13 protein-coding genes and 1 tRNA gene are annotated in these 14,468 nt (G+C 57.6%); 4 read left to right on the forward strand and 10 right to left on the reverse strand.

What is annotated here, in order from left to right; translation table 11 throughout:
* Positions 1-30 precede the first annotated feature (30 nt).
* Positions 31-1,134 (reverse strand): Gfo/Idh/MocA family protein, encoded by a 1,104-nt coding sequence (locus ACR0JX_RS13230; protein ID WP_480544265.1) that lies wholly within the window; start codon positions 1,132-1,134, stop codon positions 31-33.
* Positions 1,135-1,246: 112 nt separating this feature from the next.
* On the opposite strand from ACR0JX_RS13230, the gene iolC reads away from it, so the two are divergent.
* From iolC to ACR0JX_RS13250, 4 genes are read left to right on the forward strand one after another with little or no spacing between them, the layout of a single operon-like run.
* Positions 1,247-2,227 (forward strand): 5-dehydro-2-deoxygluconokinase, encoded by a 981-nt coding sequence (iolC, locus tag ACR0JX_RS13235; protein ID WP_480544266.1) that lies wholly within the window; start codon positions 1,247-1,249, stop codon positions 2,225-2,227.
* A 9-nt stretch (positions 2,228-2,236) separates the two neighbouring features.
* Positions 2,237-3,073, forward strand: coding sequence for a 5-deoxy-glucuronate isomerase (locus ACR0JX_RS13240; protein WP_480544267.1), 837 nt, complete (start codon positions 2,237-2,239; stop codon positions 3,071-3,073).
* Positions 3,070-3,933, forward strand: coding sequence for a class II fructose-bisphosphate aldolase (locus ACR0JX_RS13245; RefSeq protein ID WP_480544268.1), 864 nt, complete (start codon positions 3,070-3,072; stop codon positions 3,931-3,933). The genes ACR0JX_RS13240 and ACR0JX_RS13245 overlap by 4 nt, the downstream gene beginning before the upstream one ends.
* Positions 3,934-3,985: 52 nt before the next feature.
* Positions 3,986-4,798: an ImmA/IrrE family metallo-endopeptidase gene (locus ACR0JX_RS13250; protein ID WP_480544269.1), complete on the forward strand. Its 813-nt coding sequence runs from the start codon at positions 3,986-3,988 to the stop codon at positions 4,796-4,798.
* 33 nt (positions 4,799-4,831) lie between these two features.
* Here the strand turns inward: ACR0JX_RS13250 and iolB are convergent, their stop codons facing one another.
* The 9 genes from iolB to ACR0JX_RS13295 all read right to left on the reverse strand — a co-directional run bounded on the left by iolB (position 4,832) and on the right by ACR0JX_RS13295 (position 14,452).
* The gene (gene iolB / locus ACR0JX_RS13255) at positions 4,832-5,638 is read right to left on the reverse strand and encodes a 5-deoxy-glucuronate isomerase (RefSeq protein WP_480544270.1); all 807 of its coding nucleotides are present in this window, start codon (positions 5,636-5,638) and stop codon (positions 4,832-4,834) included.
* Between the two features lie 45 nt (positions 5,639-5,683).
* Positions 5,684-6,865 carry a phytanoyl-CoA dioxygenase family protein gene (locus tag ACR0JX_RS13260; protein ID WP_480544271.1) on the reverse strand — a complete coding sequence of 394 codons (1,182 nt, stop codon included), beginning with the start codon at positions 6,863-6,865 and terminating at the stop codon, positions 5,684-5,686.
* A gap of 49 nt (positions 6,866-6,914) precedes the next feature.
* Positions 6,915-7,814 (reverse strand): myo-inosose-2 dehydratase, encoded by a 900-nt coding sequence (gene iolE / locus ACR0JX_RS13265; protein WP_480544272.1) that lies wholly within the window; start codon positions 7,812-7,814, stop codon positions 6,915-6,917.
* Complete coding sequence (gene iolD / locus ACR0JX_RS13270; RefSeq protein WP_480544273.1) at positions 7,811-9,643, reverse strand: 3D-(3,5/4)-trihydroxycyclohexane-1,2-dione acylhydrolase (decyclizing); 1,833 nt, start codon at positions 9,641-9,643, stop codon at positions 7,811-7,813. Before iolD ends, iolE begins: the two co-directional genes overlap by 4 nt.
* Before the next feature lie 149 nt (positions 9,644-9,792).
* Entirely contained in the window at positions 9,793-10,611 is an 819-nt protein-coding gene (locus ACR0JX_RS13275) for an ATP-binding cassette domain-containing protein (protein ID WP_170536080.1), read from the reverse strand.
* A gap of 1 nt (position 10,612) precedes the next feature.
* On the reverse strand, positions 10,613-11,737 hold the full coding sequence (locus ACR0JX_RS13280) for an ABC transporter permease (RefSeq protein ID WP_480544274.1): 1,125 nt from the start codon (positions 11,735-11,737) through the stop codon (positions 10,613-10,615).
* 86 nt (positions 11,738-11,823) lie between these two features.
* Positions 11,824-12,765: a sugar ABC transporter substrate-binding protein gene (locus tag ACR0JX_RS13285; protein ID WP_170536076.1), complete on the reverse strand. Its 942-nt coding sequence runs from the start codon at positions 12,763-12,765 to the stop codon at positions 11,824-11,826.
* Positions 12,766-12,888: 123 nt separating this feature from the next.
* Positions 12,889-13,902 (reverse strand): inositol 2-dehydrogenase, encoded by a 1,014-nt coding sequence (gene iolG, locus ACR0JX_RS13290; protein WP_480544275.1) that lies wholly within the window; start codon positions 13,900-13,902, stop codon positions 12,889-12,891.
* Positions 13,903-14,375: 473 nt separating this feature from the next.
* A tRNA-Arg gene (locus ACR0JX_RS13295) sits at positions 14,376-14,452 on the reverse strand.
* Between the last annotated feature and the right edge of the window lie 16 nt (positions 14,453-14,468).

The raw sequence follows: 14,468 nt of genomic DNA on the forward strand, positions 1-14,468 counted from the left end.
AGTCTTTCTTCAGAACGTGTCGTTGAGCGATCAGAAATCGCTGATGTCTTTCCACTGTCGCTGGTCCGAGGATGCCAGCGCCGCCGCCAGTACCCGGTTCACCTCATGCCCGTCGCGGAAGGTTGGCCAGATCGCCTCGCCGGTGTGGATGGCATGCAGGAAATCCTTGGCCTCGATGATAATCTGGTCCTGATATCCGGTGCCGTGACCGGGGCCCTGGCAGAAGGGTTCATAATCCGGGTGGGCCGGGCCGGTCAGGATCTTGGTGAACCCCCGCTGCGCCTCAGGGCCTTCGCGTCGATACAGCCACAGGGCATTCTGATCTTCCTGGTCAAAGCGGATCGCCCCTTTTGTGCCAGATATTTCATAGGCATAACCCATCTTGCGGCCCGTTGCGACACGGCTGAAATAGAGGTTGCCCATCACATCGTTTTCGAACCGGCACATCATCTGAGCGTGATCGTCGTTTGTGACCTCACCACCCGGACGCGTGCGATGAACAGTTTCGACATCGGCCATGACCTGTGCAATCGGCCCAATCAGGGCCAACGCGCCATTCACCATATGTGGGGCCAGATCTCCGATGGTGCCGTTTGCCATACCTGTTGTCCGCCAGGTGGCTGGGGCCTGCGGGTCGGCATAGAAATCCTCGGTGTGCTCTCCGCGAAACCAGGTGACATCACCGATCTCACCATCGGTGATCAGCTTGCGCGCGTATTGGCTGGCAGGGGTGCGGATATAGTTGAAGCCGACCATGTTGACGACACCCGCTGCTTCAGCGGCATTGACCATCGCCTGACTATCCTCCAGCGAGGCGCCCAAAGGCTTTTCGCACAAAACCGGCTTCCCCAAAGCAAAGGCCGCTTCGGCAATGTGACGATGGGTTTCCTGGGGCGACGCGATGGCTATGGCCCCGACTTTCGGGTCATCGACCAAGACCCGCCAATCGTCGGTTGCGCGCTGGAAGCCGTATGCTACGCGGTAGCGCTCGGCGCTTTCGGGGGTTGAGGCGCAGATCACCTCAAGCCGTGGTCTGAGTGCTGTGTTGAACACCGCGCCCACTGCAGACATAGCGACGGAATGCGCCTTGCCCATATAGCCGCCACCCACAATTCCAATTCCGATCTCAGGCATCTTTTGCGGCTCCGAACATTGTATTTGCAACCGGTTGCAAAATGAGTATCGTGTGAATCGATTCAGCGCAAGGTCCAAACTTTGCCATTATCTCTGTCGGAGGACTAAAGACGTGAGCGCCCTGATCGACGGCATCAAAGGAAACCGATTTGCCATTCTGGGGCGCGCGGGTATGGATTTGACCGCAGCGCCCATTGGCGCAAAAAGCGAAGAAGCCGATACCTTTCACGCCGACCTGGGCGGATCATCTGCCAATATCGCGGCCGGCCTGGTCAAGCTGGGCAGTCAGGCGGCGCTGATCACTTCAATCTCGGATGATGCGATCGGACGGTTCTGCATGAATCGCCTGCACCACTACGGCGTAGACACGTCTTGCATTCGCACCATCGGCGGTGAGCATCGCATGTCGCTTGCGATCTATGAAAGCCGGACGGACGATTTCCAGAACGTCATCTACAGAAACAACGCGGTCGATTTTCAGGTCACCGAAGAGGATATGGATCGCGTTGATTTCAGCAGATTCACCGCTGTGGTGTCCGCCGGTACTGTTTTCGCTGCCGAACCCTCGCGCAGTGCGACGTTCCGCGGGTTTGAAAACGCGCGAAAGGCCGGTCTGCCCATCATCTTCGATATCGATTATCGGCCCTATAGCTGGCCCTCGCCCAAAGTTGCCGCAGAAGTTCTTTCGCGCGCAGGTGAAGCAAGCGATCTGATCGTAGGCAATGATGAAGAGTTCGGCTTTATGGCGGGCGGTATCGAAAAGGGTTTTGCCAAAGCTCAAGAACTCGCAAAAAAACCGGGCCGGGTCGTCATCTACAAGATGGGTGAAAAAGGTGCCGTAACGCTGGCAGATGGGCAAGAAACCCAAACCGGTATCTACCCGGTCGACGCGATCAAGCCGGTGGGCGCGGGTGACAGCTTTATGGCCGGGCTCTTGGCCTCAATCGCGGCAGGGTATCCGCTGAAAGACGCCGTGATGCGCGGATCGGCCTGCGCATCTATCGTGGTCTCAAAACCCGGTTGCGCCCCGGCCATGCCTACGACTGCCGAACTCGACGCATTTCTGGCCGATCATCCCGGCCCGACCACATAGGAATATCCCATGCATATTGCGCCATATGACAACAAGAACACCGCCATCGTTGATATCGATGACCCGATGGTTCCCCTGAACTATTTCAACATCGTGAAATTGCGAAAAGGTGAAGCGTTCGAATATCAGGTTCCCGGCTACGAAACCTGCATCGTGCCCGCAACTGGCACCGTAGATATCTCTGTCGAAGGGGTGCAGTTCCTCCAGCTTGGCAACCGGGGGGAGGATGTCTGGGACGGTGATCCAGAGGGTGTTTATATCCCCGTTGGTGCAAAGGTGCAGATGGTCTGTGTCTCGGACGCAACCGAAGTTTTCGTTGCAGGGGCGAAGTATAACAAGGTACTGGACCCTTTTGACGTGCGTGAACACGATCTTGTGCAATATGGCAGCGACGACACCAAAACGCACCGCAAGATCAAGCACATCCTCGGACAGAAACAACATGACAAAGTTGGGCGTCTGCTGGTCAGTGAGCTGTTCACCGTGGGTCAGGGCGGCTGGTCCGGCTTTCCCAGCCACAAGCACGACACCAACCGGCTGCCAGATGAAACGCGCCACGACGAGACCTATAATTTCCGCTTCAAACCCAACTGGGGCTCGGGCTTGCAAATGCTTCAGCGTGAAGACAATGAACCGGGGGATGCCTATCACATCGTCGATGGATCGACCGTTTGCATCGACAAGGGGTATCATCCCTGCTGCGTATTGCCGGGGTATGAGATGTACTATTTCACCATCCTTGGCGGGCTGACGCAGCGCTCTCTGGTACAGTATTTCCAACCCACCCATGCCTATCAGGTCGAGACGATCCCGGGCATCAAAGACATGATTGCAAAGTTCATATGACGCTCGTGACATTGAAAGACGTGCTGCAACCCGCCTATCGGCAGGGCTATGCGGTAGGCGGGCTTGTGACCCTGGGCTGGGAAGATATGCGCGCCTATGTGGCCGCTGCCGAGGCCGAGAACGCGCCCGTTATCTTGCAAGCGGGGCCCAGCTGCCGCGAGCACACGCCTCTGCCCATTCTGGGCAAGATGTTCCGCCATCTGGCCGAAGGGGCCTCTGTCCCCGTCGTCGCTCATCTGGATCACGGCTATACGTTTGAAGAGTGCAAGATCGCGCTGGACAGCGGCTTTACCTCACTGATGTTCGATGGCTCGCGCAAGCCGCTGCAACAGAACATAGACGAGACCGCAGCCATTGCTGAAATGGCCCACGCGGCAGGGATCTCCTGCGAAGGCGAGATCGGGTTCGTGGGCTATGCTGGCGGCGAAGGATCCAACGGAACCGACCCGTCCGAAGCCGCACAATTCGCCCGCGACAGCGGTGTGGACGCAATGGCGATCTCGGTTGGCAATGTCCATTTGCAGCAGGACAAAGAGGGCGGTCTGGACGAGGACCGTATCGCTCAGATCGATGCCAAGACCGATGTGCCTTTGGTCATTCACGGGGGCTCGGGTGTGCCGGTCGAACAGCGCGCACGCCTTGCCCGCGAAACATCCATCTGCAAGTTCAACATCGGAACCGAGTTGCGCATGGCATTCGGTCAAGCGCTGCGCGAGGCCGTGAACGCTGACCCCGAGAGGTTCGACCGTGTGACCATCCTGAAAGAAACGCACGACCCGGTTGAGGCCGCCGCCCGCGTGGTTATCCGCGCATTCGGTGCGCCGCCGCAGGATGGGTGGGCAGGCGTTTCAGCTCGTTAAACATCCGGAAGCACATCAAAATTCTGGCACAAACCCGCACTAGTCATAGGATATGACCCAAAACACCAGCCAACTTGTCGATAAGTTCCTGCGGGGAATTTCGACGCACCATATCGAGACCATCCGAGATACTTGGCGGGCGCTCATGCAATGTCGTGAAAGCGCGGTGCCTGAAGTTCAAAAAAGGCTCTCGTCCAATGCCTGGAAAGACAACCCACGCGGGCCTTCACCCAGATACTTCGGCGCGCTCCTTGCACTTCTTGACGAATTGGACCCCGTTGTTTTCAGACAAGAAATCTGTCGTCTTAAGGGGGTAAAATTACATCCCATCCATCGTCGGACGCTGAACATTCTGGCAAAACGTCTTGATGACCAACCAGCCATTGTCCTAAGCGACAATACCCCGGTATTCATCAGCGATGACATCGTAGATCGCGCGCAGGTCATTAAAAACCTGACGAAATGGAGTAGGACCAAAGGCGTCACCCTTGAACAGGTAACCCGGATAGATGTGATCGCCCGGCGGGCCGACATGGACTATCTCGGCAAGTACAATCTGTTTTTCTCTTACATTGTCCTGACCTGGCCATCTCCATCCCCCAAGGGCCTGCGCTTGTGGTGGGCGCGCATCACGGCAGAGTTCACCTTCTACCATGAAGTCGGGCATCACATTCTGGGGCACGGCGAAGGCGGTCAGGTGGCTAAGCAAGAAAAGGAAGCCAACGAATTTGCAAGTTCGATGCTACGCAATTCGAGGCCTGTTTTCGTTCTGAGCGGGCGCGCGATCATTTGGCCGTTCAAACCTCTGCTCCGACGCCTATTGAAGCGACCGGCGCGCGATAGAGCAGAAAACACTCGGGTATAGAACAATTTCATCCGGCTTTGGACGCATTGGGGCCTATCCATCACGCTCCATGATCCATTCGACCTCCGGGGCCGGGACGAACCGCCATTTCCGCAGGGGTCCGGCCATGACGTTAAGGTAGTACATCTCAAACCCATAGGGCGCACCGCAAGGGTGATGTCCACGCGGCACGATCACAACATCGCCATCCGAAACCGCCATCGTTTCATCCAACTGACCGTCATCGGTATAGACCCGCTGTACGCCAAACCCGTTGGCCGGGTTGAGACGGTGGAAATAGGTTTCTTCCAGATAAGTGATCCGAGGGTAATCGTCTTCATCATGGCGGTGGCTGGGATAGGAGGACCAGTGGCCGTTCGGCGTGAAGACCTCGGTCACCAGCAGGCTGTCGGCGTAGTCTTCATTTTCCATCGCGATGTTGTTGATATAGCGCGTGTTCACGCCCTTGCCGCGTTCAGTCAGGGTAATACCATCGGGACCGATCCGCCGTGCCTCGTGCCCGCCATTGCCCGGTGCCGAACACACAGCGATGACGCAATCGGTTTCTGCGACAGCCTCCCATTCGGTTCCGTTAGGCAGATAAAGGCAATGCGGCGGTGTCTTCTCGAACACATCCATCCGGTCACCCAGAACGCCCCATTCCTGCCCCGCCCCGGTGATCTGCGCCTTGCCCTCGACCATCACCAGAATGACCTCTCGATCCCCGGTGAGTTCTGCCGCCTTGTCACCTGCGCGCAGGTGATAAAGACCGAAACCCACATAACGCCACCCGGCGCTGGCCGGGGTGATATCGTGAACTTTCCCGTGCGTGCCGAGGGGTTTTTTGTGCAAATCCGCCATCTTGTTCTCCTTGCGGGCGACCCCATAGGCCGCCCGGCTATTGTTTCAGGCAGCTTGCCTTTGGGTCAGGGCCGAGAGTGTTTGGACCAGTTGCGCCTTGGTCCATCCTTCTGCAACCGCACGTCGCAGGATATCCGCCTGACTTTCCGGCGCGTTGCCGCCGACCGGAGGGTCCGTGTCCAGATTGGTTGGGAACGGATAACCCTCTGCAGTGGCCGCTATCGCGGCCTCCAACTGCGCCGTATCCAACGCCCCACGCTGTTTCAAGGAAACCAGCGATGGGAAAACCGCCAGAGACATCGCCTGGCGATCCACAGCCTCCATCGCGCGCCCGAAAGCTGATGAGATTTGCAGCAGGTTCGCCATTCGGTGAATATCAGCGCTGCTGTTCTCCCCCGCAGCATGGAACAGCGCCGGATTGAAGAACACCGCGTCGCCCTTCTCCAGCGGTAACTGGATATAGCTGTCCTCGAAATGCGCCCTGTGGGCTTCGTCATGGAACGCCAGATAGCCCGGCTGATAAAGCTGCGAGAAGGGTAGTAGTTTGGTTGGGCCGCTTTCCACAGGCATATCGCAATGGGCCACTGCGCCCTGCAAGGTCAGCGAGGCTGTTACCAGATGCGCATGGGCCGGATACTGCGCCGCACTGTCCGCGCTTTGAAACCCTAGGTGATAGTCCCGATGCGCCTGCTGCGCCTTGCCTCCGGGTCGCACCTGATTGACTTGGGCAGTCATCTGATAATTCGGACCTAGCCATGCCTCACAAGCCGCAGCGATAGCCGTGTTCCCAAAGTAAAGCGCGAAGCCCTCGGGATCACACAGGCACTGTTTTTGCAGCGCATTCCAAATCCGGTCGTTGGCGCCTGAGGCAGCGAAGTGGTCGCCTTCGCCAGATCCGCTTTGACGTTCCTCGTCAATAATCTGGCGAAACACATCCGTCGCTCGGTCGATAACAGCGGTATCCGGATAGGCCCTTTTCAGCGCGATCACCCCGGCGGATTTGTCCAACACCCAGCCCCATTCCGCCAGCAATGCTTGCCGCGCGTCGGGCCGCTCCAGCATCGGGCGTAGTACCTGCATGTCATAGACCGGCACGTTCTTTTTGACCGTTGCCGCGTGGGGCACCGCATCAACCAAAAGGTTCTGAGAAGTCAACACCTTGAATTCATCCAGATCACAGGATTCCCGGTCGAAATAGCCGACATATCCGAGGTCTTGAGTTACCATGACAGACTCCTTTCTCATGGCCTTCGGTGTTGCCCCTTGGGGCGGTGTACTACGCGGTTATCTCCAATCCTGCCTTGCCGCAGACATCAACGATGTGGTCGTAACCCAGTTTGGAGTATTCACAGGGCGGAGCTTTGGCCGGGTCCTGTTCCGCCTCGACCACGATCCAGCCGCTATAGTCCATCGCCTTCAGCGCGTTTGCGACGGCCTGAAAGTCGATGCAGCCGTCACTAGGCACGGTGAAGGCCCCAGCGATGACCGCATCCAAAAAGCTGCGATTATTCTCGCGCACATCCTGCACAACAGCAGGGCGGATATCCTTGAAGTGTACGTGACGCACTCGGTCGCCCCAACGGTTCAAGGTTGCCATCACATCGCCGCCGCCAAACAACAGATGACCGGTGTCAAAACACAATCCCACCTCGGGACCTGACCCTTCCATCAGCCAGTTCACATCATCTTCGCTTTCGATGATGGTGCCCATGTGATGGTGATAAGCCATGGGCATGCCCTGATCGGCCATCCATTTTGCCAGTTCGGTGATCTTGGCGGCGTAGGCCAGCACCTCATCTTTTGACAGTTTGGGCCGGTGATTGACCGGCGTACCTGCCTCCGTCTGGATGGTGTTGGAACATTCCGCATAGACAATGCACGGGCTGTCCAGCGCCACGAACTGCTCGACCTGTTCGCGGACGGCTTCACGCTCGGTTGCGAAGTCATTGAGCAACGATGCGCCGGAACACCAGCCGCCACACAGGGCAATATCGCTGGCATCCAGATAAGCCCGCAACCCTTCGGTATCGCCGGGCATCCGTTGGCCGCGCTCGACGCCCGTATAGCCAATCTCTCGCGCCTCTTTCAGCGCCTGTTCCATAGTGTAGGCCGCCGTCAGGTCGGGTAAATCATCATTCTGCCACGCAATCGGAGAGATGCCGATCTTCACGCTCATTTCGTGTTTCTTTCCTTGATCGCAACTTCATAGGCTGCGCGTTTTTCATTGACTTCGGGACGGATCGAGACCTCGGGCACGGCGACCTCCCACCACGTGCCGCCAAATTCGGTGGACGGGTATGGATCGGTGTCGATGACAACCACGTAGGGCCCTTTGATGTCGGCGCGTTTGGCCAGCGCATCCTCCAATTCCGCAATCGAACTGACCTTGACCGAGGTCGCCCCCATCGCCGCCGCGTGGGCGGCAAAATCAATGGCCGAGGGCGTTTCGTGCACCGCGTGATCCAGAAGGTTGTTAAACTCAGCCCCGCCAGTGCCCATCTGCAAGCGGTTGATACAGCCAAATCCACGGTTGTCGGTGATCACCACGGTGAACGAGATACCCATCATCGCGGCAGAGGCCATTTCCGAGTTCGCCATCATATAGGTGCCGTCGCCGGTAAAGCAGATCACGTCGCGATCCGGCTGGGCCATCTTGATGCCCATCGCACCGGCGATCTCATACCCCATACAGCTGAATCCGTATTCCATGTGATAGGCCCCGGGGCGCGGGGCTTTCCACAGCTTGTGCAGCTCACCCGGCATGGTGCCTGCCGCACACATCACCACCGTGTCGTCATGCGAGGCACGCTGAACCGCGCCGACCACTTGCATGTCGGTAGGCAGTGCATTCCCGTCTCCGGGCGCGTCGGTCAGCTTGTCGACCTTGCCAAACCAATCCGCTTTGAGCGTGTCAGCCACAGGGTCAGCGCTGTAACCCTGTAGGCTTGCGCCAAGTTCTTCCAAACCAACCCGAGCGTCGGTTTGCAGGGGCATTGCCCCGTGCTTTTCGGCGTCATAGGCGGCTGTATTCAGGCACACCATCTCGCGCTCGGGGTTCGAAAACAGGCCCCAGGATCCGGTGGTGAAATCCTGCAACCGCGTACCGACCGCTAGGACCAGATCAGCCTCGGCGCAGACGTCGTTGGCAGGCTCTCCACCGGTCACGCCAATGGGGCCCAGATTTAATGGATGGTCCCAGGCCAAGGCCGACTTGCCCGCCTGCGTTTCAGCGACGGGTATATTGTGGGTTTCAACAAAGCTTTGCAGCGCATCGGTCGCACCCGAGTAATGCACCCCGCCTCCGGCCACAATAACGGGACGCTTGGCGGCTTTGATCGCGGCGACAGCGCGCACCAGTTCGCCCTCATCCGGGCGAATGCGGCGCTGATACCAGACGCGTGTTTCAAAGAAGCTTTCAGGATAGTCATAAGCCTCGGCCTGCACGTCCTGACAGAAGGCCAGCGTCACCGGGCCGCAATCAGCCGGGTCCGTCATGGTGCGGAAGGCGCGCGGCAGCGCGGTCAACAGATGTTCGGGGCGCGAGATACGGTCATAGTACCGGCTGACCGGGCGGAAACAGTCATTGGCGCTGACGGTACCATCGCCGAAGTTTTCGATCTGTTGCAGCACCGGATCGGGCCCGCGCGTGGCGAACACGTCACCGGGGATGATCAGAACTGGCAAGCGGTTGGCATGGGCTAAAGCCGCCGCTGTCACCATATTCGTGGCCCCAGGCCCAATGGACGACGTCACCGCCATCGCCCGCGTGCGGCGCATCTGTTTGGCATAGGCAATCGCACAATGGGCCATCGTTTGTTCGTTGTGACCACGATAGGTAGGCAGGCTGTCTCTGACGGCATGCAAAGCTTCACCCAACCCCGCCACATTGCCATGGCCAAAGATGGCCCAGACACCTGCGATATAGGGCTCCCCGGCCTCATTTAACTGCGCCCCGATATAGCGCACCAGAGCCTGCGCCGCGGTCAGTCGGACTGTCTTGCTCATCATGATCCCTTTCCACACGAAGCCGCCATCGGCATTCCGTCGGTATTCACATTTTTGAAGGTTCCAGGCCAACCGAATGGACCTGACGATTTGTGGTTTTGCACCACCACTTAGTTCGATACTCCGCATGTCTGCGGAGCATCGGTGGTTTAAACTGTTCCGCCCAGCGAGCCTTCCAGCTGGGCCAGCTCCTGACCCCCTGCCATCAGGTCCTGAAGCTCTTCTGGCGTGATCTCACCCCGTTTCGCAGTGCCCAGTGTTTGGCCCCGGTTCAAAACGGTAAATCTGTCGCCGACAGCCAGCGCGTGACGCACGTTGTGACTGATGAACACGACGCCTACGCCCTGACTTCGCACCTTATCGATAGTCGCCAACACGTTCGAGGTTTGACGCACCCCAAGGGCCGAGGTCGGCTCGTCCAAAATCAGGATCTTCGCTCCGAAATGCACCGCGCGCGCGATCGCAACGGTCTGGCGTTCGCCGCCCGACAATGTGCCAACCGCCTGATCCGGTCCCCGCAGGTTGATGCCCATCTTGCGCATCTCTTCCATGGTGATCTCATCCGCCAGCTTCTTGTCGAAGAAGTTGATACCGGCCACCTTGCGCGTGGGCTCATTACCCATGAAGAAGTTGCGGCTGACGCTCATCAACGGGATCATGGCCAGATGCTGGTGCACCGTGGCGATGCCCGCAGAAATCGCGTCTCGCGGATCTTCGAAATGCATAGGCTTGTCTTCGAAGAAAATCTCACCCGCAGTTGGCTTGTGCACACCGGACATCGTTTTGATGAATGTCGACTTGCCCGCGCCATTGTCGCCCAGCAGGCAGTGGCATTCGCCCGGCTTGAGGTCGAAACTGACACCGGCCAGCGCAATCACAGACCCAAAGTGTTTTTGAATATCGACCATACGGATGATCGGCTTTCGCTCTTGTGCGTCGCCATGGTGGAATTTGGTGTCTTCAGTCATCTCAGTGTTCTCCTGTGATGATGCGACGAATATAGGTGTTCAATATCACCGCACCCAGCAGGATCACACCCAGGAACACCCGGAACAGCGAGCTTTCGACCCCGGCAAAGAACAGCCCCTGCTGCACTACGCCAAAGATCAGCGCGCCGAGCGCCGCGCCCAGAACCGAGCCATAGCCGCCGGTTAGCAGCGCACCGCCAATGACCACCGCGATGATCGCCTCGAACTCTTTCAGCAAACCACGATCCGCACCAGCCGAGCCGAACTCCATCACCTGACAGGTGGCGAAAACAGTGGCGCAAAAGGCAGTGAACATGAACATCAGGATTTTCACCTTGTTCACAGGCACACCCGAATTCCGTGCGGCCTCGGCGTCTCCACCTGCGGCAAAGATCCAGTTTCCGAACTTGGTTTTAGTCAGCAAAACATGGCCAAAAATGATGATGCCGATGGCCCAGATGATCAGCATCGGAATGCCGTCCACCACTGGTTCGCCTAGGCGCGATCCGCGCTCGAACGTGGCAATAATCCCATTGTCACCCAGCCAAACGAATAGGCCCTGAAACACCTTGCCGCCAAAGACCGAGGCGAGCCAATCGCCTTCTGCTGCATCCTTGATGCCGCCGATGATGGTCTTGCGTTCAATCGTCTGCGGCAGAAAGATCGTAAAGCCGCGCAGAATGAACAAGAACGCCAACGTTACAATAAAACTGGGCAATCCGGTGCGCACGACGATAAAGCCATTGAGTGCACCGATAGAGACACACAGAACAAACGTGACGATGATCGCCATCCAGACCGGCCAAGTCAGCGTGACCGAGAAGATGGCAATCATCATCCCGGCAAAACCAATCATCGACCCGACGGACAGGTCAAACTCACCCGCGATCATCAACAGGCAAGCCCCTACAGCGATGATCATGAACTGAGCCGAAACGATCGACCAGTTCATCACGCCCTGCGAGTTGAACATGCCGCTGTCAAAAGCGAACAGCAGGAAAAAGGTGAAAACGGCGACGGTCCCGACCATGCCACCCAGTTCCGGGCGGATCAGGGCGCGGCGCAACGGCGAGATCTCTTTGATCCGTTCGTCGCTGCCTGCCGTGGATTGAGCTGACTCTGACATAAAGGTCCTCCCCTCGCGGGTGATCCCGAAGAATAAGAAATTTGGGTTGAGCGGGCGTCAGATCACGCCCGCTCGACTATTGAAGATCAGCGGTATTCGCCCGCGAATTCTTCGATTTTCTCAAGGCCGTCAGCAGTTACAAAACCGGGGCCCGAGTTGATGTTGTTGCCGGGCAGAACGCCATAGCGGTGGTAGTTGGTCATCACAACAACCGGCAGGTAGGCCTGCAAGAAGGGCTGCTGGTCGATCCCCCACTGAATGGTGCCGTCCTTGATGCCTTTGACAATTTCACCACCCAGATCGAAGGTGCCGAAATAGATGTCACCGGCCATGCCGTTTTCCTGCAGGGCTAGGATGGTCGGGTCAGCCGATGTCGGACCAAGCGTCAACACGGCATCCGTATCCGGATTGGCCGACAGATAGGCCAGTACGCGGTTCTTGATTTCTGCCGGGTCCTGACCCGCATCGATCATCTGCTCGCCCAGCTCAATACCCAGACCATCTGCGAAACCCTGGCAGCGCTCTTGGCTGGACGGCTGAACGATATAGTGGTTCACGCACAGGAACGACCCGATGCCATCGCCTTTGGCACGTAGGCCAGCGGCATACCCCGCATCATATTCGGGCTGCCCGACATACATCAGCGCACCCACTTCGCGCGCCTTTTCGGGCGTGCCGGTGTTCATAATGATCACGTCGATACCGGAATCCACAGCGGCCTTGATGGGGCCTTCCAGAATATCCGGGTCAGCCAGAGTGGTGATGATCCCGTTCGGACCCGAGGCTGCCGCCTGATCGATGATCCGCGCCATGTCGGCAAGGTCTCCGGTGGGCGGGTTGCGGTATTCAACCTCAACACCCATCTGATCACCCGCAAGCGCGATCCCGTTTTTGATCGTGTTCCACCAGCTGTCACTGTCAGGCGCGTGGCTGACCAGAATGTACTTCTCGCCTTCTGCGGCAGCACCTGTCGCGGCTGCAACCGCAAGCGCGCTGGCCGCAAGAACACTTTTTACAAATTTGTTCATTTGGTTTCCTCCCATAAAAACCGTCGATTTTTGCTCTGGGCGTTTACCCCTGTTCATCCGGCCAGGCCGAATCTCCGAGGCTCGGGTTAGGTTCCGAGCTGCGTTCAGTTTGAATAAATTCACTCATTTTGCAACCGGTTTCAAAATATCGCTAAGTTGAACCGACCTTCCGGACCGGGCGGACTGGGTCGCTGCCTCGGCCATGGCCAGCGCCGCGACACCGTCTTCCAGCGTGACTGGCACAGCTTGACCTGCCGTGATCGCATCGACAAAAGCGGCCCATTCAGCCTTGTAGGCAGTCATGTACCGCTCAAGGAAAAAATAGGTTGGCTTTGCACCAACAACGCCATCGGCGGTGGATTTGATCACGGTATTTTCCAGCACGTTCTGGGCCTGCAACAGACCTTCAGACCCCAGCATCTCGACCCGCTGATCATAGCCATAGGCTGCGCGGCGCGAATTCTTGATGACCGCGATCCGACCATCCGAATAGGTCAGTGTCGCGACAGCTGTATCAACATCCCCGGCCTGTCCGATTTCGGGATCAACCACCGCAGAGCCAACGGCGGAAATCGCCAAGGGCAAGTCACCCATAAGGTAGTTCGCCATATCAAAATCGTGGATCATCATATCCCGAAACAACCCACCAGACACTTTGATGTAGCTTACAGGTGGCGGTGCCGGATCGAAGGATGTGATCGAAAGCAGCTCGGTCTTGCCGATCTCTCCGGCGTCTGAAGCGGCTTTCATCGCTGAAAAATTCGGGTCAAACCGGCGGTTGAACCCAATCATGATGGGCTTTTGATGATCCGCCACGTTGGCCTGACACGCCATCGCTCGCTGCAAGTCCAGATCCACCGGCTTTTCGCACAAAACCGCCTTGCCGGCTTGCGTCGCCGCCTCAATCAGGTCCGAATGCGTATCAGTTGGGGTCGCGATCAGAACGGCATCAATCGCAGGATCTGCGATGATGTCATCCGAACTGCGTACCTGCGCGCTATATTCGCCCGCAAGCTGGCTGGCAGCGTCGGCGACTGCGTCTGATATCGCAGAGAGGGTGCTGTCGGGATGCGCCGTAATCGCCTGCGCATGAACGCGCCCAATCCGACCGGCCCCAAGCAGTCCAACACTCAGCATGCATCTCTCCCGAATCCTGTTGCGCTTCACAATGTGAATTTTTGCAACCGGTTGCAAGATGTTTTTTAACAGCTGTCTCTACATATCAACAAAACGCCGGAACCACTTGGAAATTTCAGGCCTTTGGGGCGCGACAGCCTGTTGGATTCTCGATGTTTTCCCACAGGATTTTCGAGAGATCACACAAAAATCGTCTGTTCTACGGGAATCCCCCAATTTCGCGGATCGTCGGCTTTCGCTAGATTGTGAATCAGCGGTTAACATTACCACTGAATAACCCCCTTGCGAGGGGCTGGCCCAAACCCCCTCACCCAGCCCCTCGAACCCTCACCTGATTTTTCGTTCTTTTTGGCCTTTCGAGATGTGCCGCCGCTTAGCCCCGCACCTTTGTGCGACCGTAGGAATGAAAAAGCGTTTTGAGGCCGTGCCCCTGTCCCGTAAGAAAAACGGGCGATTTCATAGAGTTTTGGAAATGGCGATCCCTGAAGGACTCGAACCCTCAACCTGCTGATTAGAAGTCAGCTGCTCTATCCAGTTGAGCTAAGGGACCGCTGCGCCCTTCTTGC

The sequence above is a fragment of the Ruegeria sp. AH7 genome, from assembly GCF_056541325.1.

Coding starts and splice junctions, on each gene's coding strand:
- ACR0JX_RS13245 (WP_480544268.1), top strand. CDS start 3,070: ATGACGCTCGTGACATTGAAAGACGTGCTGCAACCCGCCTATCGGCAG.
- ACR0JX_RS13230 (WP_480544265.1), bottom strand. CDS start 1,134: ATGCCTGAGATCGGAATTGGAATTGTGGGTGGCGGCTATATGGGCAAG.
- ACR0JX_RS13260 (WP_480544271.1), bottom strand. CDS start 6,865: ATGGTAACTCAAGACCTCGGATATGTCGGCTATTTCGACCGGGAATCC.
- ACR0JX_RS13280 (WP_480544274.1), bottom strand. CDS start 11,737: ATGTCAGAGTCAGCTCAATCCACGGCAGGCAGCGACGAACGGATCAAA.
- ACR0JX_RS13285 (WP_170536076.1), bottom strand. CDS start 12,765: ATGAACAAATTTGTAAAAAGTGTTCTTGCGGCCAGCGCGCTTGCGGTT.
- ACR0JX_RS13250 (WP_480544269.1), top strand. CDS start 3,986: ATGACCCAAAACACCAGCCAACTTGTCGATAAGTTCCTGCGGGGAATT.
- iolG (WP_480544275.1), bottom strand. CDS start 13,902: ATGCTGAGTGTTGGACTGCTTGGGGCCGGTCGGATTGGGCGCGTTCAT.
- iolE (WP_480544272.1), bottom strand. CDS start 7,814: ATGAGCGTGAAGATCGGCATCTCTCCGATTGCGTGGCAGAATGATGAT.
- iolD (WP_480544273.1), bottom strand. CDS start 9,643: ATGAGCAAGACAGTCCGACTGACCGCGGCGCAGGCTCTGGTGCGCTAT.
- iolB (WP_480544270.1), bottom strand. CDS start 5,638: ATGGCGGATTTGCACAAAAAACCCCTCGGCACGCACGGGAAAGTTCAC.
- ACR0JX_RS13240 (WP_480544267.1), top strand. CDS start 2,237: ATGCATATTGCGCCATATGACAACAAGAACACCGCCATCGTTGATATC.
- ACR0JX_RS13275 (WP_170536080.1), bottom strand. CDS start 10,611: ATGACTGAAGACACCAAATTCCACCATGGCGACGCACAAGAGCGAAAG.